Origin of the sequence: Tannerella forsythia, assembly GCF_001006485.1 — a bacterium.
Taxonomy (GTDB): domain Bacteria; phylum Bacteroidota; class Bacteroidia; order Bacteroidales; family Tannerellaceae; genus Tannerella; species Tannerella forsythia.
This window is the reverse complement of the sequence record NZ_JUET01000076.1, coordinates 45,197-69,479: the sequence shown is the minus strand read 5'-3', so window position 1 is coordinate 69,479 and position 24,283 is coordinate 45,197. Positions and strand designations below refer to the sequence as shown.

Below are 24,283 nucleotides of genomic sequence, written 5' to 3'. Positions count from 1 at the left end.
TCGTAGTACTCAGGCAGAAAAAAAGAGGCCGCCTCTCTCACGAGAGACAACCTCCAACAATACTAATTTTAAATAATATGAAAAAAAAATCCTTTTTTTACTCGGAAAGAAGTATTTCCAATATCTGACATGCGGCTTTGGCCACCGATGTTCCCGGACCGTAAATTGCAGCTACACCGGCTTTGTAGAGGAAGTCGTAATCCTGTGCGGGGATAACGCCTCCGGCAATAACCAGAATATCCGGACGGCCAAGTTTCTTCAACTCTTCGATTACCTGCGGCACAAGCGTCTTATGTCCGGCAGCAAGCGACGATACGCCCAGCACGTGCACGTCGTTCTCTACCGCGTCGCGGGCAGCCTCTTCGGGTGTCTGGAACAACGGTCCCATATCTACGTCGAATCCGCAATCGGCATAACCTGTTGCAACGACTTTGGCGCCCCGATCGTGTCCGTCCTGCCCCATCTTGGCAATCATGATACGCGGCTGACGCCCCTGTTTCTTGGCAAATGCCTCGGCCAACTCGCACGCCTTGCGGAAGTCGCCGTCTTCTTTTGTCTCTGATGAATACACGCCCGATATCGTTCTGATAATTGCTTTATAACGCCCTACAACGGCTTCGCAAGCGTCGGAAATCTCGCCCAACGAAGCGCGTAAACCGGCCGCTTTGACGGCCAGATCGAGCAGGTTACCCTGCTTTGTCTTCACGCACTCCGTGATATCGGCCAGCGCTTTCTGTACCGCTACTTCGTCGCGTTTTCCGCGCAAATCCTGCAAACGGGCTACCTGCTCTTCACGTACAGCTGTATTGTCGATCTCCAAGATATCGATCGGCGCCTCTTTGGCCAAACGATATTTATTCACTCCCACAATGGTCTGAACGCCGGAGTCGATACGTGCCTGCGTGCGCGCGGCGGCTTCTTCAATACGCATCTTCGGCAGGCCGGTCTCAATGGCCTTAGCCATTCCGCCCATGCCGTCGATTTCCCGAATCAATGCCCATCCTTTGTGGATCAATTCGTTCGTCAATGCTTCGACGTAATACGAACCGGCCCACGGATCGATCTCCTTGCATACCTGCGTTTCTTCCTGAATATAGATCTGCGTGTTACGCGCGATACGTGCCGAGAAGTCGGTCGGCAAAGCAATAGCCTCGTCGAGCGCGTTCGTGTGCAATGATTGCGTATGTCCGAGCGAAGCGGCCATGGCTTCGATACACGTGCGACCGACGTTGTTGAACGGGTCCTGTTCGGTCAACGACCACCCCGACGTCTGACTGTGTGTACGCAACGCCAGCGACTTGGGGTTCTTTGCACCGAAGCTCTTGACAATCTTGGCCCACAGCATGCGCGCGGCACGCATCTTGGCGATCTCCATAAAATGGTTCATGCCGATAGCCCAAAAGAACGACAGTCGCGGAGCAAAAGCATCCACATCGATCCCGGCATTGATGCCTGCACGCAGATATTCCATTCCGTCGGCAAGCGTATAAGCCATCTCAATGTCGGCCGTTGCGCCAGCTTCCTGCATGTGGTAACCTGAAATCGAAATCGAGTTGAACTTCGGCATATTCTGCGAAGTGTACTCGAAAATGTCGGCAATGATGCGCATCGAAAATTCGGGCGGATAAATATACGTGTTACGCACCATAAATTCCTTCAGAATATCGTTCTGAATCGTTCCCTGCATCTCTTCGAGTTTGGCTCCCTGCTCCAGACCCGCATTGATATAAAACGCGAGCACCGGTAGCACGGCTCCATTCATCGTCATCGAAACAGACATCTTGTTTAACGGAATCCCGTCGAACAGGACTTTCATGTCTTCGAGCGAGCAGATAGACACGCCGGCTTTTCCTACGTCACCCACCACGCGGTTGTTGTCGGCATTGTATCCGCGGTGCGTCGGCAAGTCGAACGCTACGGACAATCCCTTCTGGCCTGAAGCGAGGTTACGGCGATAAAAGGCATTCGACTCTTCGGCCGTTGAGAATCCGGCATACTGCCGGATCGTCCACGGGCGCATGGCATACATACCGCTGTAAGGCCCGCGCAGATAAGGTGGCAACCCCGAGGCATAATGCAGATGCTCCATCCCGTCGAGGTCTTCTTTCGTATAGACTGTCTTTACCTGAATCTGCTCAGGGGTCTTCCAATTGGCCTCAATGCCGTTGGACTTCGCCCATTCCGCTGCGTTCGTGGCAGCAAAACCAGCTTTCTGAATATCGATATTTTTAAAATTCGGTCTCATCGTCTTTGTTTTTTCTTTTAAAGAAGGCTTCGGTTAAACATCTGCAACGTCTCCAGCACATTCGATCTCACATGAATGAAATGTTCGATGCCGGCCGCTTTCAAGTCGTCCATGCATGCGGGAGCGCCGGCTACCACAAACAGTTCTTTGCCTCCGGTCAGCTTGAACGCTTCGGGAGCGAAGGTCGCATATTCGTCATCGCTCGAACAGAGTACGATGATATCGGCATTCTTCTCACGGGCTGCCTTCACTCCGGCCTCCACGGTTTCGAAGCCGAGGTTATCGAAAATCTCGTAGCCCGCACAAGCGAAGAAGTTCGAAGAGAACTGCGAACGTGCCAGACGCATGGCCAGATTACCGATGGTAAGCATAAACACCTTGGGGCGTTTACCGCTCTTCTCTGTTTCCAGACGCAAGGCTTCAAACTCTGAGGCTCCGCGCGAGAAATCGAGTTTTGCGATTTCCGAATCTTTATGGCAATGACAGCCACATTCGCTATCGGCTTCGATCTTGTTGCCGGCAATCTCGGTGAAGTTCGGGAAGATGTTCGTTCCGAGCAGGCTGATCCGTCGTGTGGCAATCTGTTTCTTACGCGCCGAATTCGACTCGTTGACGGCTTGCTGCACCTCGCCGGCATTCGCCACGACGGCGAAACCGCCTTTGTCTTCGACTTCGAGGAACAACTTCCAGGCCGCCTCGGCTACGGATCGCGTCAATACTTCGATGTAATACGATCCGCCTCCCGGATCGACAACGCGGTCGAAGTGGCATTCTTCTTTCAAGAGCAACTGCTGATTGCGTGCGATGCGTTCCGAGAACTCGTCCGGTGTTTTGAACACATCGTCGTAAGGCGATACGGTAATCGAGTCGACCCCCGCAATGGCGGCAGACATCGTTTCGGTCTGGGTACGGAGCATATTCACATAGGCATCGAACACGGTCATGTTCCAAGCCGATGTATGTGCATGTATTTTTATCTTGCAGGCGCAACGGCAGAATGCGCTGTCGTCTGCCGTCTTATCGCAGCAGTCCGGCGGACAGGTACATGCCGGGTCATCATAAGCCTTCACAATTTCGGCCCATAACCAGCGCGCCGCACGGAACTTTGCGATTTCCATGAAATAGTTGGACGAGATACCGAAGTTAAATTTGATCCTGTTAGCTGCTTTGTCTACCGGTATCCCTGCTTCCGCCAGTTTAGCGAGCAGTTCATTCCCCCAAGCCATGGCATAGCCCAGCTCCTGTGTGATATACGAACCGGCGTCGCTCAAGTTGGAGGCCTGTACGGCCAAAACACGGTAATGCGGCAATGCTTCGCCGGCCTTGAGCACGTCAACCACATCTTCTACCCAGTCGCTCTCAAGTGCAATGCCTTTGACAAGCGGCACCTTGAAGGCATCGTAGGCCACAGAGCCTTGCACCTTGTTCAAGTCAACTCCTTTTTCTTTGTAATACCCGGTAAGAATGCCGAGTAATTCTACCGCCCTGCGATTGCAGGTCATAAAATTCAGTTCCGTTTCTACGGGACAAATACCTTCAAGCAATGTCCGGATATTATCCGCGCTGACGCGTTCGCCCTTTATCCGGAATCCGAGAGAGGTCACTCCGCACTCGGCCACGAGACGTCTGGCTTTCTCGTTGGCCGACGCGCAGTCGGTCACTTCAATGTCCTGACGAACAAGCCATGCGTTAGAAACGTTTGTTCCGCGAACATACGGAAACTCACCGGGCAGCGACGTAACAGTCGCCATTCCCTCAATGTCTTCGGCACGATAAAAAGGATTCACATTAAATCCCTCGCCGGTTTTCCAAACCAGCTTCTTCTCGAACGGCACTCCTTTGAGATCGGCAGTGATCTTGTCCATCCATTCCTGTGTGGATACGGGAGGAAATTCGGGAAAAAGCTTCTCTTTTGCTTCTGCCATAAAACTTTTCTTTATTTATTTGTTAAACAGACTGTGTGTTCCTCAATAGTCACAATAATATATGGATGTATCAGCTTTCCCGGTAGCCGATATAGAGCCACGATGTTTTGAACTTTTCCGTTTTCCGCAACTGAGTTACGTATGCTTCGGCTTCTGCCCGGTTGTCATACTTTGCGGCATAAACACGTATCCGCTGACCGCTCCGGACCATCCCGATCTGACGACATTCCGCCGGATCGACTTCCGAAACGAACTTCCGGGCGCGACTGCGGGAATCGAAACTCGCGATAATCACATAATACGATCGGTTGACTACATCTTCTATTTCTATGGCTATCTCGGCCGATGCTTGGGTTGTTTTCTGCACTGCTCCGGCAGTTGCCTCAATAGACGCCTCCGGATGAGACGACATGGCGGCAATCGGCTTGTTCGCCTCTGTTATATCTTGTACCGGAGATGCTTTTTCTTTTTCTTCTTCTCCTTCACCAGCTGAAAATGTAGAAGTCAGTATTTCCGGAGGTGCAAATCCGGCTGTGTAGAAGTTCCGATTCACCTCCTTGACAGGAGGAGTAATCAAAAAGAACAGCACGATAGCCGCCGCGGCTATACCGGCGATGCGCCCCATCATACGTAACGGCAGAGAGGCTTTACGCACCGCTTCCGTACGAACCGCCTGTTTGCTCCGGCGATCTTGCGGAAGAACAGGAAAATCACCCGGTTGCCTGTGATTCCGCTCCGCTCCGACAGGCGTCATATAAAACGATGTCAACCCATATACGTCAATGGTATAATAAGCGGTCTTCGGCTCGAAGATAAGTGTCCCATCTTCGTTCCGGCGGAACGATCCGAGTCGACCGGATGAAACCGTTCCGTGATCATCAAGTATTCTCTTCCATTCGTCCAGGTCTTGTCTGAGGGTTTGCTGTGCTTCACAGAAGTTCATCCCATACATTTGCATATACGACTCGGTCAGAAGGCCGTCGTCATGATTGAGAGCAGGGTTAAACACTATTTCGTTATGCGCCGGAGAGAAGGCATTTTTTTCGGCCGTAAAGAGAGCCGGACGTCGCCGGAGCACAAAACCTCCGAAGTCCGGAACAATTACGCAGTCGCTGACCATCAATACACGTTCTATATGTGTAATAATCCGTAGCATCACGCAAAGGTATATCATTTTCCGGAATAGGCCACAGAAAAAAGAAAAAAAGTTACGCCCCCGGCATCAAGCACGGAGGCGTAAGAGATACAAGCGTCATTAATAGCCGGGATTCTGCTTGAGGTTACGATTGGCGTCAAGCGCCGTCTGCGGAATCGGGAAGATTTTCAAGTGCTCCTTGCCTTTTGTATCAGGTTTGAGGTAACGAGCGTTCTGGAAAGTACCGAAGCGAATACAGTCCTGACGGGAAAAACACTCCCAAGCCAGCTCCAATTTACGTTCCAGGGCAACCTGTTCGAGAGTGACGGACGTATAGTTGTGCGACGCATTACCGAATCCTCGCTCACGAATAGCATTAACCAGTTTCGTGGCGACACCGTTATCACCGCCCATGCGAACCAGCGCCTCAGCCTTCATCAGATAGACATCGGCCAGACGGAAAATAATGAAATCATTCTCCATCGCCCCCAGAGTAGCCTTATCATACGACCATTTATAACAGCGATAACCGTCTTCCTGATTGACTTGTCCCCATACGGAACCTTCGTATTGCGAGCCTTCGATCTGAACCACGTCGATGTAGTGTACCAGCGGACGATCGTGTGCAGTCATCAATACTTGACCGGTAGCCGGGTCTTTCATCTCGCCCATCAGGAATGAGCCTTTCAGTCGCTGATCATCTTCATCAAAGAGTTTGGCATAGTCCGTCGCTGCACAAATTCCGTTCCATGCACTCCACGTGCCTCCCAAAGCGAGGTTGTCTTTATAATGCAAAGTACGAAGGTGCAACGTGTTTTTGTCTTCCGTATCATTAGCGCTATAGCAGGCCGACAAGATGGCTTCGCGTGAGGTCTCATTCTTGATCTGGAAGTTCGTCTTCCAGCTCGGCTCAAGCACATAGGCCAACCCCATGACTGCATCGCAGGCATTTACGACCTCTTGCCAGTTATTCGCCTTTTTCGTACGTACGCCCCACGCTTCGGCATTCAAATACATTTTGGCCAGCAAGGTATATGCGGCACCTTTCGTGAATTTGCCGTAACTTGCGCTCGACACATCGGAGCGAAGAAGGTCTTTGATCTCGTCCAGCTCACGCACAATATAATCGAACACCTCCTGACGAGTCTTCGTTTCCGGCAGGCTGGTATCCTTAAAGTCGACAGCCAGCGGCACATTGCCGAAAGCGTCCATCAGACAATAGAGCCAGAAAGCACGCACACCGCGTATTTCAGCCAAAGCCGCCTTTTTATCCCCGTCCGATATGCTTTGAGAAGATTCGATAGTTGCATAAATCAAGTTACAGGAGGAGATGGATTGCGTCGCTGCATCCCAGCATCCGCGCAATGTTCCCGTCTGAGGAGTCCATGTATGCATGTGCAGATCACGATATCTTCCGCCGTCGAACCAGTCGCCGCCCTTACGGGTCGGATTAATAGCCATATCTCCCGTACATTCGCTCAGATAGAGCCAATTTGAGGGGAAATATTTTTTCAATGTATTATAGACCGGCCCGATAATGGCTTCGACTTCGGCCTTGTTCTTCCCGAAAGTATCGGAAGGGATTTTGTCATAGACCGTCTCCTCCAGATCGAAACACGAGGAGAGGGAGAAGAGCATGGCAACGCTGGCCAGCATGGATATGATTGATTTGATCTTCATATTATCATTCTTTATACGGATTATTAAAATGTTACATTAAGTCCCACTGTAAAAGTCTTCGATTTGGGATAGAAATCGCGATACTCGATACCGGGATACAGTCCGCTACCGGCCATGATACCGGTGCTTGTTCTCGAGCTGTTGGCACGGTCGGTCTCGTTACGTCCTCCTAACTGTACCTCCGGATCAAGTCCCTTGTATCCGGTGATAACAAAGAGATTTTGGGCAGCCACATAAATACGTGCCTTGCTGAGCCAATCGATTTTTTTCGTATTGAACGTGAAACCGAGTGCGATGTTATCGAGACGAATAAACGATGCGTCTTCCACATAGTACGAACATATCTGCGAGTTCTGTCCTTTCAATTTATAGATCAACTCATCGTTCAATGCGTTGGTTCCGAGCAGATACGTATTATTACCATAAGCGGCGCGGGGGCCATTAAAGACTTCGTTACCGATCATGCCTCGGAAGAAAACCGAAAAATCCCAGCTTTTATAGTTCACGGTGTTCTGCCATCCGAAAATCACGTCCGGCAATGCCGTACCGCAATACGTACGATCCGCGTCGTCGATGTTTCCGTCATGATTGATGTCTTCAAAGATATATTTTCCTTCATCGCTGATACCTTTACATTTCCACATATAGAACTGTCCTACCGGACGTCCCGTTTCGACGATATGAGACGTCACTCCCGATCCTCCGCGAATCCACGGACTGCCTACATAGACCTTGTCCGTCTCATAATGGTTGTTTGACAAGCGCGTGATTTTATTTTTGTTATACGATCCGTTGAGTGTCATTGTCCAGTCCAGCTCCTTGTTTCGGATCACACCGATGTTGAACATCATCTCAACACCTGTATTTTCCATATCGCCGACATTGGCCATCATGCGGTCATAAACAAATGGAGGTGTGGGAACGGCATACGTATACAACATATCCGATGTTTTCTTTTTGTACAACTCGACACTTCCTCCGAACCGTCCGTTAAACAACGAAAAATCGAGACCAAGATTCATTGTAGCAGTCGACTCCCACTTCAGGTCGGGATTGGCATTTTGGCTGATTGCATAAGCCGTTTTCCATGAACCATCGTTGTAATAGATGCCTTTCATGCCGTATAACTCGAGAGTCCGGTACGGATCGAGTCCCGTCTGATTACCGGTGACACCGTATCCTACACGTAGCTTCAGATCGTTCACCCAATTGATATCCTTCATGAACGCTTCTTCGGAGATGCCCCAAGCTGCAGAAACAGAGGGAAAAATACCCCATTTGTTATTCTTACCGAACTTGGACGATCCGTCCCGACGCAGCATGGCCGTGATCATGTAGCGATTGTAATAGCCGTAAAAAGCACGGGCATACAGAGAAACGAGCTTATAGGCGCTCTTGCCGGATTCCACATCGCCCGTTTTAAGGCCGTTTCCTGATTGCAGTGAGTTGTAAGACAAATCGTTTGAGAGGAAATTTCGGTTCTGGGCAAAAAAGTAAGCATACGCATTTTCTTCCCACGAATAACCGGCCAAGGCCTGTATCTTATGTTCTTCGTCGGCTCCAAATGCCCGCTCGTAGTCAATTGTCCATTCGAGCAGGTTACGGTTCCACACACGGTTCCGTTTATACGCATTTCCCTGATCGCTTTGTCCGTCTTCGGTCGTCGAATTGTTAAATTCGCTTCGCGTATCGGAAAAACGACTTTTGTAAAGGTTCAATTTGGTATTCAGCCCATTGGCCAGTTCAAATTGAATATCACCCGAACCATAGAAATAAAGCATCTCGTTATCTTTGCGGTTCAAGTCCTGATTCTGTACAGGGTTTCCCTGATCAAACTCTGCATTGACCTTTGTAAAATAAGTGCCGTCGGCATTATAGACCGGATAAACGGGCAACATGCTATACGCCAAAATGTAGTTCCCTGCCTCCGGTAATTGCTGATCGGTAATCGTTCCCGATCCGGTCAGTCCTACACGCAGACGATCGTTGATAGCCCGTTGCTGCACTTGGAAGCGGAAACTGTGACGCTCCTGCTTGTTGTCACGCATCACTCCGTTTCGATCTTGATACGTATACGAAATACGGTAGTTGCCCTTCGACGTACCACCGGACAGCGACAAGCTATGATTTTGTGACAATCCTGTACGTGTCAGTTCGCTGAACCAGTCCGTATCAGCTCCGTACTGGTCGTAAACCGACGGGTCTTGCTTGGAATAAGCGGCATAGGCACGCCATTGATCCGCATTGAGCAAATTCGGCTTATTCGCCAGCACATCGACCGACATATATCCGTCGTAGTTGACAGTCGTTTGATTACCAACACCCTTTTTCGTTGTGATAAGAATCACGCCGCCTGCTGCACGTGAGCCGTAAATCGCAGCCGAAGTTGCATCTTTCAACACGGAAATTGACTCAATATCGGTGGGTGCCACCGTGCTCAAATCGCCGCCGGGTATCCCATCAATCACGACAAGCGGCCCCATGTCTTCCTGCAAAGTAGTAACACCACGTAGCCGCATCCGTGATGTACTTGTCACATCGCCCGAGCCCGAATTAATCATCAACCCGGCCACTTTACCCTGCAACAAATCGGTCGCATCGCGTGTCAGCCCTTTGTTAAAGTTATCTTCCGTCACATTCGCCACCGAACCGGTAATCTGGCGGCGTGTCTGCGTGCCGTATCCGATAGCCACAACTTCACCCAGATTCACAACAGACGGTTGCATTGTTACGTCAATCGTACTACGCCCCTTTACAGCTTCTTCCTTCGTATTATAACCGATGTAAGAAAACTGCAAAACGGCATGTTCCACATTGGACACCGACAAGGTATAATGTCCATCCAAGTCCGTCACCATACCGTTTATCGTTCCTTTCTCTACTACATTGGCACCGATAATCGGTTCTCCGTTCTCGTCCAATACCGTTCCCTTGACTTGTTGGGCATAAGCCACAGTCACACCTACACACATCAACGCCGCAAGCAGCCCTGCTTTCCAGCGCCCGATCTTTGCATTCTTTTCTTGTTTCATACAAGTCACTCCTTAAAAATTCAATTTATCATTCATTCACACGGTAAAATTTCAGAGCGTATTTCCGGAAACAGGAGTTGTAACTGGCTATCGTAATTTTCATGATATTTCCCGACACGAAGCTCATCGCAATACATGACATTGTTTCCCTGTATAGATTTTTCAGAACCAATACGAGCGCAAGATATACATTCTTTTCATATCTGCAAAAAAATTAACATACAAAGTTACACCTCCGTGCTTTATGCCGGAGGCGTAAGCGATACAGGCGTCAATTAATAGCCGGGATTCTGCTTGAGGTTACGATTGGCGTCAAGCGCCTTCTGCGGAACCGTTCCGTTTCTTCCAAAAGAAAAGTTTGCTCAAAAAGAAAAACGTCTTAATCTTCTTTGATTAAGACGTTTTTCTTTTCTCTGATATCTTTCAGACTAACTGAAAAATTTTTCGGCGGAAGGAGGGGGATTCGAACCCCCGGTACGGTTACCCGCACGACAGTTTAGCAAACTGTTGGTTTCAGCCACTCACCCATCCTTCCTTCAGATATGCTTTTAAACGGCACTTTCTGAAAAAGCGTTGCAAAGATAGACCATTTTTTTGAATCTGCAAATTTTTATGTTGGCTTAAAAACGTCTCACGCCAAAATTTCAATCAATGTTTGATCCGGAATAATCACTAAATTGTTTAGCAGAATTTGGGAATTATAATAACCGTATAACTCTTAAATATTTATAAGAACCATTTCCTTTTTATTCGGCGTTGCAAAGTCGAATGGCTCATACGGTTTACAATATCAAAGACAGGAAACGGATCTTACCCCACTATTATAACGCGCTTATGTTGCTATGCCAATTTCTTCAAACATTTTCTTATATACGACCGCTTTTTCTTCCAAAGGTTTGGGGTAGGCTCTTGATGACGAAGGCATTCGGTATATTCGCAGTTGGCGAGAGCAAAAGACAGTGCCGGTCGACGAACCGACTTTCGGTTCTTTTGCTCCTGTCAGCATCAATAAGATATCTAATGCTTTCTGACCGGTTGCCACGATCGTTCGGCAGTCCGGTAATTGGGATAAGACTTGTTCCAGATCAATCGGACGAAGTACCTCGAGGTATTTATCCGACGCATTTCCTTTTTGTCGATTTACCTCCATTGCCGTATCCCAGAGAGCAATGCCTTTTTCAGTCAGAAATTTACGAATTTTCGCTTCATGGAAAGATTTTTGATCTTCCGTCAGGAAATAATATTTGTCTTTAAAAAAGACGACCCCGAAAATCCGCCACATATCATTCTGAAAATTCGGGTAGAAAAAATCCATTTTCCAACGTGCTCTGGGTGGAGGAAAACTGCCAAGCATCAACATCTTTGCACCTTCCGGAGCAAAAGGAGGTAAAGGATGAACTTCTATCAATTGCTCCATCTTACTTCTTGTTACGACGTTTCATTTCGAGACGAAGCATGTTCAATTCACGTGTGGTTTGACCGACAACGGAAGTGTTCTCTTCGGCACGGCGAATAAGGTAAGGGATTACGTCTCTGACGCTTGCATAAGGCACATATTTAGTAACCCGATAGCCTTTGTGAGCAAGATTAAATGAGATATTGTCACTCATGCCTAATAATTGTGCGAAAAAGATTCGTTGATCGTCATGCTTTAAGCCTTTCTCCTCAATCAGTTTAGCTAGCCGATAGTTACTTTTTTCGTTATGTGTTCCCATAAAAAGCTCAAAATGTTCGAGATTATCCATAACATACTTTACGCCTGCATCAAAATTGTCGTCTGTTTCCTGCTTCGTTTTGAAAATCGGATCAGGATATCCCATCGCCGTGGCACGAGCACGCTCGTTTTCCATATAAGCTCCACGTACAAATTTTATTCCGGCAATGTATCCTTTTTCCTTGGCATCGGTAAGGATTCGATGCAGGTAGGGGAGGCGGTCATGACGATACATCTGAAGCGTAGCGAATACGATTGCACGCTCTTTATTAAAGAGCCGCATGGCTTCGTCCGTCATGCTGTCTATTGCATCCTGAAAACAATAATCCTCAGCATCCACCAGAATACGTACTCCATTCTCGTAGGCCCTTCGGCACAACGTCATGAAACGCTGTTGAAAAATCTCATAATCGCTGCTTTCCGCATCAGTCAACTGATCCGGATGTTCGGATGCTTTCGATAACAATGCATCGGTCGTTATCGTTGATGGTTTGAATACAGCATAAGCGATATCCGGATTATCCTTTGCATTATCGATTGAGCGTAAGGTTTCTTCCATGGTCTCCTTGATGCCATCGGGGCTCTGTTCTCCCTCTGCCGAAAAATCAAGCGTCGACTTAACACCGAAACGCTTCAACAGACGGATTGTTTTTTGGCAGTCTTGCAACGTTTCTCCTCCTACAAACTGTTTATATAATGTAGGCTTTACGATCCATCCTAAGGGAAAATGTATTTTCAATGCAAGATCGCTCCCCCACTTCGCAAGTTTTACGAGAGAAGGATGCTTAATGGTATTAAATAATATGTACGCATTTCTCAATTCTGCGTCTGTCTTTGCTTCAAAAGCAATTTTTGTGTTATTAAAATCCAACATATTGATGTGTATTTTCAGGTAAAAAACGCGCTGAATTAACCTTTATGAAACACCCCATCAATAGGATGTTTCATAAAGATATTTCTGTTAGTTTAGAGGCAATTCATTGGCAAATGTCAGTTCCAGCACATAATCGGGCGAATGGGGTTTGTCCGTAAATTTCAGCAGAATGCCGTCTCTATCTTGGATGAATCGAACGGATTTACGACTTTGGTACTCTACCGCACTTTTCAGTTTATTGCCCGCATAAGGAAGGAACAGGGCTTTATCGTCGAGATTCAGCACATGCACATACAGTGTTTTTCCTTTCTGAGTCGTTACTCCCCAGTCGCGCGGAGTGACTACTCCGCCCCGCGTACCCTGTATGGTGGGAGCATAGATTTTCATCCATTCACCCATTTCGCGAAGCCGCTGCACTGCCACGGTCGGCAACTCACCATTTGGCTGAGGACCTACATTCATCAGCAGATTAGCGTTTTTTCCGGCGGCTTTGACAAGATACTGAATCAATATTTTCGTCGATTTATAATCTTGGTCGGTAATTTTGTAGCCCCACATTCCATTCATTGTCTCGCATGTCTCAAGTGGCAACCGACTGATATCCTGTCCCGAAAGTCCAGCCTTGTTTTCGCCGGGCAGGTCTCGCTCAAATATCTGGATATCCTCCCCCGCGAACGGAGTGATGTGGTGATTATTCCCGATCAAACAAGCCGGTTGCAAACGATGTATCAAAGTATATTGTTCATTGAGATTCCATGTTTTGGCTGTCATCCCGTCGGGATAGATGTCCTTGTCCCACATTCCGTCAAACCATATAGCTCCGATGGGGCCGTAGTTAGTAAGCAATTCCGTCAGCTGATTGTTCATGAACGCACAATAATCTTCCCATTTGCCCTGTGTGGTACGACCGGTTCCTTTTCCTGTGCGTCCCAACGGATAATAATCGTCGCGTCGCCAGTCCAAATGTGAATAATAAAGGTGCAGACGGATGCCCTGCTTACGGCATTCATCAGCCAATTCGTGAATCACGTCACGTTTAAACGGCGTGGCATCCACAATATTATAATCAGACTGTTGGGTAGCATACATGGAAAAACCGTCGTGATGACGCGAAGTAATCGTGATGTACTTCGCTCCCGAAGCCTTGATAGCAGCAACCCACTCTGCCGCATTAAACTTGGCCGGATAGAAGCCCGAGGCCAGTTTGGCATATTCTTCCCAATTCAGGTTTTTGTTGTGCATGACCCATTCGCCATCGGCCAGCATACTATAAATGCCCCAATGGATAAAGATACCGAACTTGTCGTCCTGAAAAGTTTCCCGGGCTTTCAGATTGTCTGCCGAAGGCGTATAACCGGGCTGTGCCGGAGCGTGCACCAGGTTTGTGAAAGCCATCGTTGCACAAAGAAGTAATGTTCTTGTTTTCATAGAATAATTTTTGTTTATTACTAAAAAATAACGGGTACATGCTGTTACCCGACTTTACAAAGGTAAATGTTTTTTTCAAAAAGGGAGAAAGGAGATACTAAAATACCTTTTTAGAGCCTAAAACGCCTAATTTGGGGAATTTTCCAAGCAAATCAGGTCTCGTTTATCAGTTTATGACTTTTGTTCTGTAATCGTGCCTTTTGCACCCCATCCGTGGGATATCCCGGCAAGTCACTCGTGGAGTACGATGATACCCCACGAGTGGGGGGCTTATCGCGTCATGCCCGTGGGGGCAAGGCAAATTCATGGGCGGACGGGCCGCACCGAGAACCCGTAGTAGCGGCCGTTGTCGTACCAGCCGCGCGCGCCCGAATCGAAGCCGAGGTAGCGGGCGAGGCCGCTGTAGGCCGCGCAGAGCGAACTCGACCAGTAGTCGCCTCCGCTGCCGGCATAGTAGAGTAAGGAACCTTTGCGGTAGCCGGCGGCAGGCAGGAAGATGGAGTTGCCGTTCGGGCCCTTTACCTCGCAGCCGTTCACACCGTCCTGCGTCGTCCAGTTCCAAGTGCAGTGGTCTAAAAGTTCCCGAATTTCTTCCTTGGTCGGCATGCGCCACGGAGAGCCGAGCTTCCGGGTGGCGGCGTCGTCGGCCGCTTCGAGGGTGGTCTTGTTGTCGCCGATGAAGGTGCCGCCGGCGTCATACCAGATGCCCTCGGTCTGGCCGTCGGCGATGGTGTACTTGGTAACGTGCTTCCAGTCGGACTGGCCCGCCTGCATCTACTTGTAGGTTGCCCAAGTGTATTCTGCTTTGGGTTCTGTCTCGCCCCATGCGTAGTAGTCGCCGTAGTCGAGCATCGCTTTGATGGCTGCCTCGATAAGGGCGAGCTTTGCTTCGAGCGAAAGGGTCTGTGCCTTGATGACCGCCTCAATGGCTGCAAACTTGGTTTCGAGCGTGGCGTTCACGGAGGTGAGCACGTCGATGATGGCCTGCAGCTTGGTCTGCCGGTCAGCGTTCATCTTGTCGATGGCCTCGGTGAGCTTCCTGATGGCTTCCTCGTGATCGAGTTTACCTTTATTGATTTCTTCCACGACCTTGGTGAAGTCGTTGATGACCGACACGCTCAAGGTGTAATGGATATCGGGTGCGTCCTCCTGACACGAGGTGAAGAACGCGGGTGCTGCCAACAGCATGGCGATGGCAAGCAGAATGGATTGAATTCGTTTCATATTTCAGTTGGTTATTGGTTTTATTTTACGAAAGTATAGCGCAGGGTCACCAGTCCGAAGACAAAACGCTTCGGAGCGATGCCCTTGCGGTTGAAGAGCCGGTCCGTCTCGCCTTTCAGGCCGATGCTGAACTCCCGGCTCATGTCGGCCTCGATGTGGAGCGAGGCGGGAACGTAGAGCGTGTTGAACTTCTCGTGGCGGTTCGTGCTACGTATGCTGCCCGTGATGGTTACTTCCGAGTCGTTGCCGATGGTTGTTCCCTCGCCGATGGGCGTGGTTTGTCCGCCCTGCGTCTGCGTGTTGCTGATGTAGATACCGTACTCGTTGCCCTTGGCAAAGGTATAGCCTGCGCCCGTGCCCACCCAGATGTTGAGCCACTGCGCGCGGCGGCGGGGCCACAGCTCCATGAAGTTGAAGCCTAAGCCGAGTTTGGCGTTGTGGTAGTTCATCAGGTAGTTGCCGTACGCCTTGATGGGCGTCGTCTTGGTGTCGAGCACGGAGAAGCGCTGCTCACGGCGGTAGCGCGACCAAAGATACTCCGCCCCCACGCGCACCCAGGGGCGGATGGTGAAGTCCACGCCGCCACCCATGGCGGGCGACTGTTTGTAACTGCGCTTGGCATCGAGATTCTGATACCATACGTCGCTTGCCCACGACAGTCCGCCCTCGGTATAAATACTCCAAGTGCGGGTGCGCAGCTCGCTGCTTTGGTCTCGCGGCAGCTGTGTTCCGCTCCCGTCTGTGCTCTGCGCCTGTGCGCCGACGGCTACGGTTGCGGAGAACAGGACGCTGAGACCCACTCGTGCCCATCGGCCGCTGAGCGGCGGAATAAGCGGTTTTGTTCGCTTTCGCGCACCTTTTCTCGCCGTGGCATCACTCAAGCCGGGCTTGGTGCTGCTCATCCGGCTGGTCGAAAATGTTCGTCTTTTGTTCATACTTGTTGCTTGAATTAAATTAAAAGAGTTGATGATATTGTCGTCTTGTCTCACATACCTTATTATAACAGGCCACCTGTGAAGAACCCCATGAGCCGTTGCCGGAGGATGCGGCGGGTCTGTTTTTCTGCTGCAAAATTAAAGGTGAAACGATGGGAGGAAACTATCAAAGGAAGGTGGGCAAGTCCACTGCCGTGAGAGAACTCGGCAAGCAGTTCCGCTACTTTGTGGAGGTAAACCTTGAAAAGCAGCCCGGCCTGCGACAGCTGTTCGCAGGCTACATCAAGTATCTTTTCTTTGACTTGGGCGTCATGCAGACCATGCTCAACATCCCTGCCGCCGATATTCTTATGGCTACCGAGGTTGATTTCGTGAACAAGGGCGGTGCCTCCGAGATGTTTGCCGGATTGGAGATGATGAAATACGGCGACTGCTTCATGAAACCCGACCTGCACTACTGGCAGAATCATGCCAGGAACAGTCAGGCAGAGGTTGATTACGTCAAAGTCCAAAACGGCAAGATACTCCCCATAGAGGTTAAAGCCAGTACGCAGGGAAGCATGCAGAGCCTTTGGATTTTCATGCGCGAACGCAAGCTCTCCCGCGGCCTCCGTACATCACTCGAAAATTTCGGTCATCTGTCCTACTGCGACAAAAAGGACGATCATGCGGAACGGCACGTGGATATCGTACCGTTGTATGCTTTGAGCAACTTATTTATAATACACCCATAAACAAACATAAAACGTTCGAAGATAAGAAAACCCTCAAGGAAACGGGCAACCTCGGTCCGTACAATCGACTGTTCAATCTTATCGCTCTCTCTTCATCAGATCATAGGCCAACGCTGCAGTGTGCTCCATGATCTCGTCTTCGCCCGGCACTTTTCTGTCGCGCATCACGATGCGTCCGTCGCAGATCACCGTATCGACGCAACTGCCATTGGCGGCATAGACGAGATTCGACACGAAGTGGTGATTCGGTGAGAAGACCGGCTGATGCAGGTCGATCAGACACAAATCGGCCAGACAACCCTCGGCGATGCTCCCGGCATTGATCCCGAGTATCGCCGCACCGGCTTCGGTAGCGGCATACAGCATCCGGTCGCATCGCATGGCTTCCGGATCACCGCGCCACACTTTACCCAGCAACGAGGCCAGCTTCATCACCTCGATCATATCTAAATTGTTCGACGACGAACAGCCGTCTGTGCCCAACCCCACCGTCACGCCGGCGGCGCACATCTCTTCATATTTGAACCGATAGCCCGAAGCCAGCTTCATGTTCGAGGCCGGGTTATGCACCACTTTCACCCCGTGATCGGCCAGCATCCTGATCTCCTCGTCGTCGACATACAACCCGTGCGCCATGACAAGACGCGGCGAAAGCAGTCTTAATTTATTCATGTAGCGCACCGGCGTAAGTCCGAAACGTTGGAGACACTCCTTCGTTTCATACTCCGTTTCGGCCAGATGCGTATGAATGAGCAGGCCATGATCGGCGGCAAATGCATCGGCCCATTGCAGTAGTTCACCCGAAACGGTATAGATGGCATGCGGCCCGAGAGCGTAACGTATCCGGTCACTATAAGGCGAGGACCATGAGAAACGACGCGTGATCGTCTGTTTGTTTCGCTCGGCAACGGCCGGCTTGAAATGATCGAAGCACGCTTCGGAAAGGACGGCACGCAACCCCATTTCTTCGACAGCGCGCGCCGTAGCGTCGAGTTTATGATACATATCAAGAAACGCCGTCGTTCCGCTACGCAACATTTCAAGACATGCCAGCTTGGCCCCCCAATAGACATCCTCCTCGGTCAGCTTGGCTTCGTTCGGCCAGATCACTTGTTCGAGCCATGGCATCAACGGCATATCATCGCCATAGCCGCGAAAGAGCGTCATGGCCGCATGCGTATGGGCATTGATAAGTCCCGGGATGACGGCCTTGCCTCGCCCGTCAATTACCGTATCGGCCGGCCGGTCGATCATCGGTGCCACCTGCGCTATAGTCTGCCCCTCGATCAGAAGATCCGTCGGCCGACCGTTCCATTCGACGGATTGAATCAGGATGCTCATGGACGATAGTGGTTATAAAATTCCGCCACCGCCTCGATACCGGTATAAAACATATCCAGCCCGAAACTCTCGTTAGGCGAATGGATGGCGTTACGTTCCAGTCCGAAGCCCATCAGCACGGATTTCATGCCGAGGATTTTCTCGAAGGCGGGGATAATCGGGATGCTTCCGCCGCGGCGCACCGCCAGCGGCTGTTTGCCGAATGCAATCGTAAAACCTTTTTCGGCCGCCTTGTAGGCCGGCAGATCGATCGGGCAAACGTACGCGTCGCCGTCGTGTTTATGAACCACTTTGATCTTTACGTAGCGGGGAGCCACAGACACAAGATGGTCAATCATCAGCTGCGTAATCTTGTCAGGCTGCTGGTTCGGAACGAGGCGGCACGACAGCTTGGCGTACGCCTTCGACGGCAGGACGGTTTTCGCTCCTTCCCCCGTGTAGCCGCCCCAGATACCACATACATCGAACGACGGACGGCAACTGTTACGCTCAAGCGTCGAATAGCCTTTCTCACCAAACAGTTCATCCACGTCGATCGCCTGTTTATACTTCGTTTCGCTGAACGGCACCTGCGCAAGCATGGCTTTTTCCGTGTCAGACAATTCTTCCACATCGTCGTAGAAACCGGGAATCGTAATGCGCCCGTCGGCATCCGTAATATCGGCAATCAGTTTGCAAAGTACATTGATCGGATTGGCCACCGCTCCGCCGAAGTGTCCCGAATGCAGGTCACGGTTAGGCCCTGTCACCTCTACCTCCCAATAAGACAATCCGCGCAGGCCGGTCGTCAGGGAAGGCGTTTCCTCGCTTACCATACTCGTATCCGAAACAAGAATGACATCGGCGGCGAGCAACTCTTTGTTAGCCGCACAGAAATCGCCGAGACTGATAGAGCCGATCTCCTCTTCTCCTTCGAGGATAAACTTAAGGTTGCAGTTCAAAATCCCCGTCTGCAAAGCCGTCTCAAACCCTTTAACCTGAATCATCGCCTGCCCCTTATCATCGTCGGCACCACGTGCATAGACCCGTCCGTCGCGTATCTCGGGTTCGAAAGGGTTGCTCTTCCACAGCTCCAGCGGCTCGGGAGGCATCACATCGTAATGTCCGTACACGAGCACCGTCGGCGCCGAAGCCGAAACGATACGCTCGGCATACACCACCGGATTGCCAGCTGTCGGCATCACTTCCGCACGCGTCGCCCCCGAAGCGAGCAACAACTCTTTCCACCGCTCGGCACACTTGACCATGTCCGCCTTATGCTCGCTCTGCGAACTCACCGACGGGATACGCAACAAACTGAACCACTCGTCACGAAAGCGGTCCTTATGTCTTTCGATATACGTTCTTATTTCCATAACATTTTTTAATTTCAAGCCGTAAAAATACAACTATTTTACAAATCACAAAATCGCGTCGGAGAAAAAGAATTGTCCCGAATTTTCACTTGCCGGATAAACCTTCGGCAACCGAACACGTCTTAATATCGATTTTATTCTTTTGACGATATGAAAATGAACGTATTTTATATAGCTACGATGAGTTTCTTGTTGTGCGGCTCACAAACAAGGGCACAAGACAACGCCGTGCAGGGCGAAAAGTGCTGTCCTGAAAATATCGGCGAACGTATCAAAATGAAAGTCGAACGAGTAGCCGGCCGGCTCATGCTTGACGACCGGACGGCAGCCCGGTTCAAGCCAATGTACGAGTCTTACCTCAAAGAGTTGCAGGAATGCCGTTCGGAATGCCCAAAGGCCCGCCATGACGTCGCAAGCATTAACCGGCCGACAGACAAAGAGCTTGAAAAACGATTCAAAGAACATTTGAAAAATGAGCGTAAAAGGCTCGACATCCGCGAAAATTATTACGCTGAGTTTTCCAAGATACTCACCCAAAAGCAGGTGATGACGGTACTCTATCCCAAACGGCACAAACATAGCCATACAACCGAGAAACAGGATGATGACAACAGACGCATCCAAGATTTTATCAACGAACGACGGGAGATTCGGGAACATCATCGAATGCGCTTCGAGGCAGACGGAAAACAAGGGAGATAAACGGATAAACATGGCACCGCAATGATAAAAACATCTATCTTTGCGGCCGTTTCATCATGATTTTTTTGACGATGTCCAATCCGTATTTCCGTTTCAAACAGTTTACCGTATGGCACGACCGTTGCGCTATGAAAGTAGGGACCGACGGCACCCTGCTCGGAGCATGGGTCAATGTGCATGGCCGGATGCGGATGCTCGATGTCGGGACGGGTACCGGACTGATTGCGCTGATGCTGGCGCAGCGTAATACCGAAGCGCAAATCGACGCCATTGATCCGGATGCCGACGCTTACCTCCAAGCGCAGGAGAATATACGCCAGTCGCCTTTCCGCACACGTATCCGGATTGTTCACACTCCATTTCAGGCCTACGCATTGACTGTGATCAAACCGTACGATCTGATCGTCTCCAATCCTCCCTATTTCAAGGGATCAATGAAATGCCCTGAAAGAAAACGCCGGCTGGCTCGACATGATGATACCTTGACACTCGCCGATCTGCTTCACACGGGAAAAGCTCTTCTTGCCCCTCATGGACGAATCGCACTGATCCTGCCTTTCGCACAACGTGACGATCTGATAAGCACAGCCGAAAATGAAGCCCTGCATACCATACGCGAGACCCGCGTCATCTCAGTTGAAGGAGGCTCTCCCAAACGCCTGCTCATAGAACTGTCCTCCCTTCCTGCCGAAGCGATCACAGCCGACGAACTGATACTCGAAGACTGGATGCACCGACGCACAGCCGCTTACCGACAACTGACACAGGCATTCTACCTGTCTGAAAACAGCATATCGAAAGAGAAAAGCAAAGACTGACAATCACCCGACCGGGGCAGCGATACGTTAGTCAATATTTTAACCCCCATTGTATATATCTTGATTTTTTACTACTTTTGCCGCTGATTTTTTTTCAAAAGAAAAGGCAAACCTCGACAATATATGAATTTATTAAGAGAAAAACTAGCAAAATACGACGCTCCGCAACGGGCGAAAGCTGCCGGTATCTATCCATATTTCCGCGAAATCCAAAGTGATCAGGATACAGAAGTTATTATCGGCGGAAAAAAAGTCTTGATGTTCGGGTCCAACTCCTATTTGGGACTAACGAACCATCCGAAAGTCAAAGAAGCGGCGATGGAAGCGATCCGAAAATACGGTACCGGATGTGCCGGTTCGCGGTTCCTCAACGGCACACTTGATATACACGTGCAATTGGAGAAACGGTTGGCCAAGTTCGTCGGTAAAGAAGATGCTATTTCTTTCTCAACAGGCTTTCAGGTAAACGAAGGGGTCATTTCATGCATCACCGGACGCGAAGATTACCTGATCTGGGATGAGTTAAATCATGCTTCCATCATTGAAGGAATCCGTCTCTCATTCTCAAACAAGCTCAAATATAAGCATAACGACATGGAGTCGTTGGAAAAACAACTCCGTAGATGCGAGCCGGACAAGGTGAAACTGATCGTCACTGACGGTGTCTTCAGCATGGAAGGAGACGTGGCCCATGTGGCCGAAATCGTACGGCTGGCCAAGCAATACAATGCCAGCATCATGGTGGATGAAGCCCATGGAATCGGTGTACTTGGCAATCACGGACGCGGTACATGCGATCATTTCGGTGTCTCGAAAGATGTTGACTTGATCATGGGTACTTTCAGCAAATCATTTGCTTCGTTAGGTGGGTTTATTGCAGCAGATAAAGATACGATTAACTACCTTCGTCATCATTCACGTACATATATTTTCAGTGCAAGTTGTACACCGGCCTCTGTGGCTGCTGCCAACGCCTCGCTGGACATCATGCTGAACGAACCGGAACACATGGAAAATTTGTGGAAACTGACGCATTATGCACTGGACGGCTTTCGCCAAATGGGTTGTGAGATCGGACATACTTCAACTCCGATCATTCCGCTTTTCATCCGAGATAACGATTTGACGTTCCTCATTGTGAGGGAGCTTTTCGACGAGGGTATTTTTGTCAATCCGGTTGTTTCGCCGGCTGTTGCTTCGCAAGATACGTTGATCCGGTTCTCCCTGATGGCTACGCATACGCAAACACAATTGGATTACGCCCTTGAAGCTATCCGGAAGGTATTTAAAAAACACGATCTGATCCCCTGACAGCACACAATGGATTTCGTACAAAATACGGGAAACTGTGCCATGGGACGTGGAGGATGTTGTAAGCATTCGAAAGGCAAACTTTCTACATGCAACTGGCTCTGTGACCTTCCCGAAGCAGAGCACGCCACGGATTATGTCGAAGTGCAGTTTAAAAATACTCGTAAAGGGTATTATCTGAACGAAGCGAAAATTCCACTCAACAAAGGCGATATCGTTGCAGTAGAAGCGAATCCGGGACATGACATCGGCACGGTTACGCTGACGGGTAAACTGGTGTTGTTTCAGATGCGAAAAAATAATGTTCGTCAAGACAATACAACCGCCAAGAAGATTTATCGTATCGCCAAACCCGGCGATTTGGAACGTTACGAAGAAGCGAAAGCCAAAGAACACGAGACGATGATCCGCTCACGGCAAATCGCTGCCGATCTCGGCTTGTCGATGAAAATTGGCGATGTCGAATATCAGGGCGATGGAAATAAGGCGATCTTTTATTATATTGCCGAAGGACGAGTTGATTTCCGGCAGCTGATTAAGGTCTTGGCCGAAAACTTTCATGTGCGTATCGAAATGAAGCAGATCGGCGCACGACAGGAAGCCGGACGTATCGGTGGGATCGGTCCGTGCGGACGAGAGCTTTGCTGTGCTTCGTGGATGACGAACTTCGTATCGGTCGCTACAGAGGCCGCACGTTTTCAGGATATTTCCATGAATCCGCAAAAATTGGCAGGGCAATGCGCCAAGCTTAAGTGCTGCATCAACTACGAAGTAGATGCCTATGCCGAGGTACAAAAGCAACTGCCCTCGCGAAAAATCGTACTGGAAACAAAAGATCGGACGTATTATCATTTCAAGACCGATATTTTCAAGAAAGAGCTCACCTACTCTACCGATAAAATGATTGCAGCAAATATCGTCACTATCTCGGCAGCAAGGGTGTTTGAAGTCATCGGCCTGAACAAAAAGGGGATTAAACCCGATACGCTGGAGCCGGAACATCTGGCAGGAGCCAACGTCAAACCTATTGATACGCACGACATTTTGGATGGCAATGTCAGTCGATTTGACTCGGTGAAAAAGAAAAAGAAAAAACGGTTGGGAAACGGAGAAAAGAATGCCAACACCGAACAGTCCGGAGCAAACAACAAACCCGGCAACGAAAATCCGCGTGAGCGGATGTCAGGCGAAAATCGTCCGGAGACAAAAGTCGGAGACGCTCCTCGCCGAAAAAGCGGTAGAGGAAACCTTTCAAGAAATAACGACAATACGCCGCCAAAGAAAAACGAGGGAAATAATGCACCGAAGAACGACCGTCCCGCCTCGAAAAGAAAAACATCTCAAGAAAGGCCCTCCGATGAATAAAAGTCGACTCCGGCTGCTATCGGCACTATGGATAGTGAGACTTCTTCTATTATCTTGCACCAATACGGCACATTACGATTCCTATCAGAGGATTGAAAATCCCTGGCAAAAAGATAAGGAATATTATTTCACGTATGAAATCGAAGATATTACAATACCTTACGATATCTCATTAGAGATTCGAAACAACAATTTCTACCCGTACCAGAACCTCTGGTTGCTTTGTGCAGAAGAACGCCCTGTCGGACCCATGGTGCGCGACACCATAGAATGTATCCTTGCCGACAATTACGGCACATGGAAAGGCCATGGAATTTCGATTTATCATAATACGATTTCCGTTCGTAATCGCTATTTATTCCCGCACAAAGGACAATACACACTCTGTATCCGGCAGGGAATGCGTGACGAGCAATTAAAAGGTATTGAAACAATCGGGCTGCACATTGAGAAAGCAGAATGATA

The 24,283-nt window shown here is 49.6% G+C and carries 19 protein-coding genes and 1 tRNA gene; 6 read left to right on the top strand and 14 right to left on the bottom strand.

Going from position 1 to position 24,283, the window contains the following annotated elements; genetic code table 11:
• Positions 1–97: 97 nt before the first annotated feature.
• The 12 genes from scpA to Tanf_RS06730 form a co-directional block, all read right to left on the bottom strand.
• Positions 98–2,245 carry a methylmalonyl-CoA mutase gene (scpA, locus tag Tanf_RS06780; protein WP_014225871.1) on the bottom strand — a complete coding sequence of 716 codons (2,148 nt, stop codon included), beginning with the start codon at positions 2,243–2,245 and terminating at the stop codon, positions 98–100.
• 17 nt (positions 2,246–2,262) lie between these two features.
• Positions 2,263–4,170, bottom strand: coding sequence for a methylmalonyl-CoA mutase small subunit (gene mutA, locus Tanf_RS06775; protein ID WP_046825335.1), 1,908 nt, complete (start codon positions 4,168–4,170; stop codon positions 2,263–2,265).
• 70 nt (positions 4,171–4,240) lie between these two features.
• Complete coding sequence (locus tag Tanf_RS06770) at positions 4,241–5,326, bottom strand: HU domain-containing protein (protein WP_046825334.1); 1,086 nt, start codon at positions 5,324–5,326, stop codon at positions 4,241–4,243.
• A gap of 99 nt (positions 5,327–5,425) precedes the next feature.
• A complete protein-coding gene (locus tag Tanf_RS06765) occupies positions 5,426–6,985 on the bottom strand; it encodes a RagB/SusD family nutrient uptake outer membrane protein (RefSeq protein WP_046825333.1) in 1,560 nt (519 codons plus the stop codon).
• A 23-nt stretch (positions 6,986–7,008) separates the two neighbouring features.
• The gene (locus Tanf_RS06760) at positions 7,009–10,017 is read right to left on the bottom strand and encodes a SusC/RagA family TonB-linked outer membrane protein (protein ID WP_046825332.1); all 3,009 of its coding nucleotides are present in this window, start codon (positions 10,015–10,017) and stop codon (positions 7,009–7,011) included.
• A gap of 448 nt (positions 10,018–10,465) precedes the next feature.
• Positions 10,466–10,552 (bottom strand) — tRNA-Ser (locus tag Tanf_RS06755).
• Between the two features lie 297 nt (positions 10,553–10,849).
• Complete coding sequence (locus Tanf_RS06750) at positions 10,850–11,434, bottom strand: uracil-DNA glycosylase family protein (protein WP_046825331.1); 585 nt, start codon at positions 11,432–11,434, stop codon at positions 10,850–10,852.
• A 1-nt stretch (position 11,435) separates the two neighbouring features.
• Positions 11,436–12,605, bottom strand: a complete 1,170-nt coding sequence (locus Tanf_RS06745) for a proline dehydrogenase family protein (protein WP_046825330.1) — start codon at positions 12,603–12,605, stop codon at positions 11,436–11,438.
• Between the two features lie 87 nt (positions 12,606–12,692).
• Complete coding sequence (locus Tanf_RS06740; RefSeq protein ID WP_046825329.1) at positions 12,693–14,033, bottom strand: alpha-L-fucosidase; 1,341 nt, start codon at positions 14,031–14,033, stop codon at positions 12,693–12,695.
• Between the two features lie 303 nt (positions 14,034–14,336).
• Entirely contained in the window at positions 14,337–14,807 is a 471-nt protein-coding gene (locus tag Tanf_RS15510; RefSeq protein ID WP_052449037.1) for an Lcl domain-containing protein, read from the bottom strand.
• On the bottom strand, positions 14,808–15,257 hold the full coding sequence (locus Tanf_RS15505) for a DUF2150 family protein (protein ID WP_052449036.1): 450 nt from the start codon (positions 15,255–15,257) through the stop codon (positions 14,808–14,810).
• A 20-nt stretch (positions 15,258–15,277) separates the two neighbouring features.
• Entirely contained in the window at positions 15,278–16,192 is a 915-nt protein-coding gene (locus Tanf_RS06730; protein ID WP_087879709.1) for a hypothetical protein, read from the bottom strand.
• A 152-nt stretch (positions 16,193–16,344) separates the two neighbouring features.
• Between Tanf_RS06730 and Tanf_RS06725 the strand changes: the two genes are divergently transcribed.
• Positions 16,345–16,926 (top strand): DUF4143 domain-containing protein, encoded by a 582-nt coding sequence (locus Tanf_RS06725; RefSeq protein WP_060828202.1) that lies wholly within the window; start codon positions 16,345–16,347, stop codon positions 16,924–16,926.
• Positions 16,927–17,004: 78 nt separating this feature from the next.
• Here Tanf_RS06725 and Tanf_RS06720 read toward each other — a convergent pair whose 3' ends face one another.
• Positions 17,005–18,267, bottom strand: a complete 1,263-nt coding sequence (locus Tanf_RS06720) for an amidohydrolase (RefSeq protein WP_046825328.1) — start codon at positions 18,265–18,267, stop codon at positions 17,005–17,007.
• Positions 18,264–19,622, bottom strand: coding sequence for a dipeptidase (locus tag Tanf_RS06715; protein ID WP_014225858.1), 1,359 nt, complete (start codon positions 19,620–19,622; stop codon positions 18,264–18,266). Before Tanf_RS06715 ends, Tanf_RS06720 begins: the two co-directional genes overlap by 4 nt.
• Positions 19,623–19,772: 150 nt before the next feature.
• Between Tanf_RS06715 and Tanf_RS06710 the strand changes: the two genes are divergently transcribed.
• The 5 genes from Tanf_RS06710 to gldH all read left to right on the top strand — a co-directional run bounded on the left by Tanf_RS06710 (position 19,773) and on the right by gldH (position 24,281).
• Positions 19,773–20,324, top strand: coding sequence for a hypothetical protein (locus Tanf_RS06710; protein WP_052449034.1), 552 nt, complete (start codon positions 19,773–19,775; stop codon positions 20,322–20,324).
• A 71-nt stretch (positions 20,325–20,395) separates the two neighbouring features.
• Entirely contained in the window at positions 20,396–21,142 is a 747-nt protein-coding gene (locus Tanf_RS06705; protein ID WP_046825410.1) for a tRNA1(Val) (adenine(37)-N6)-methyltransferase, read from the top strand.
• Positions 21,143–21,265: 123 nt separating this feature from the next.
• A complete protein-coding gene (gene spt / locus Tanf_RS06700) occupies positions 21,266–22,453 on the top strand; it encodes a serine palmitoyltransferase (RefSeq protein ID WP_014225855.1) in 1,188 nt (395 codons plus the stop codon).
• A 9-nt stretch (positions 22,454–22,462) separates the two neighbouring features.
• Positions 22,463–23,818 (top strand): PSP1 domain-containing protein, encoded by a 1,356-nt coding sequence (locus Tanf_RS06695; protein ID WP_046825327.1) that lies wholly within the window; start codon positions 22,463–22,465, stop codon positions 23,816–23,818.
• Complete coding sequence (gene gldH / locus Tanf_RS06690; protein ID WP_014225853.1) at positions 23,811–24,281, top strand: gliding motility lipoprotein GldH; 471 nt, start codon at positions 23,811–23,813, stop codon at positions 24,279–24,281. Before Tanf_RS06695 ends, gldH begins: the two co-directional genes overlap by 8 nt.
• Positions 24,282–24,283: the final 2 nt, after the last annotated feature.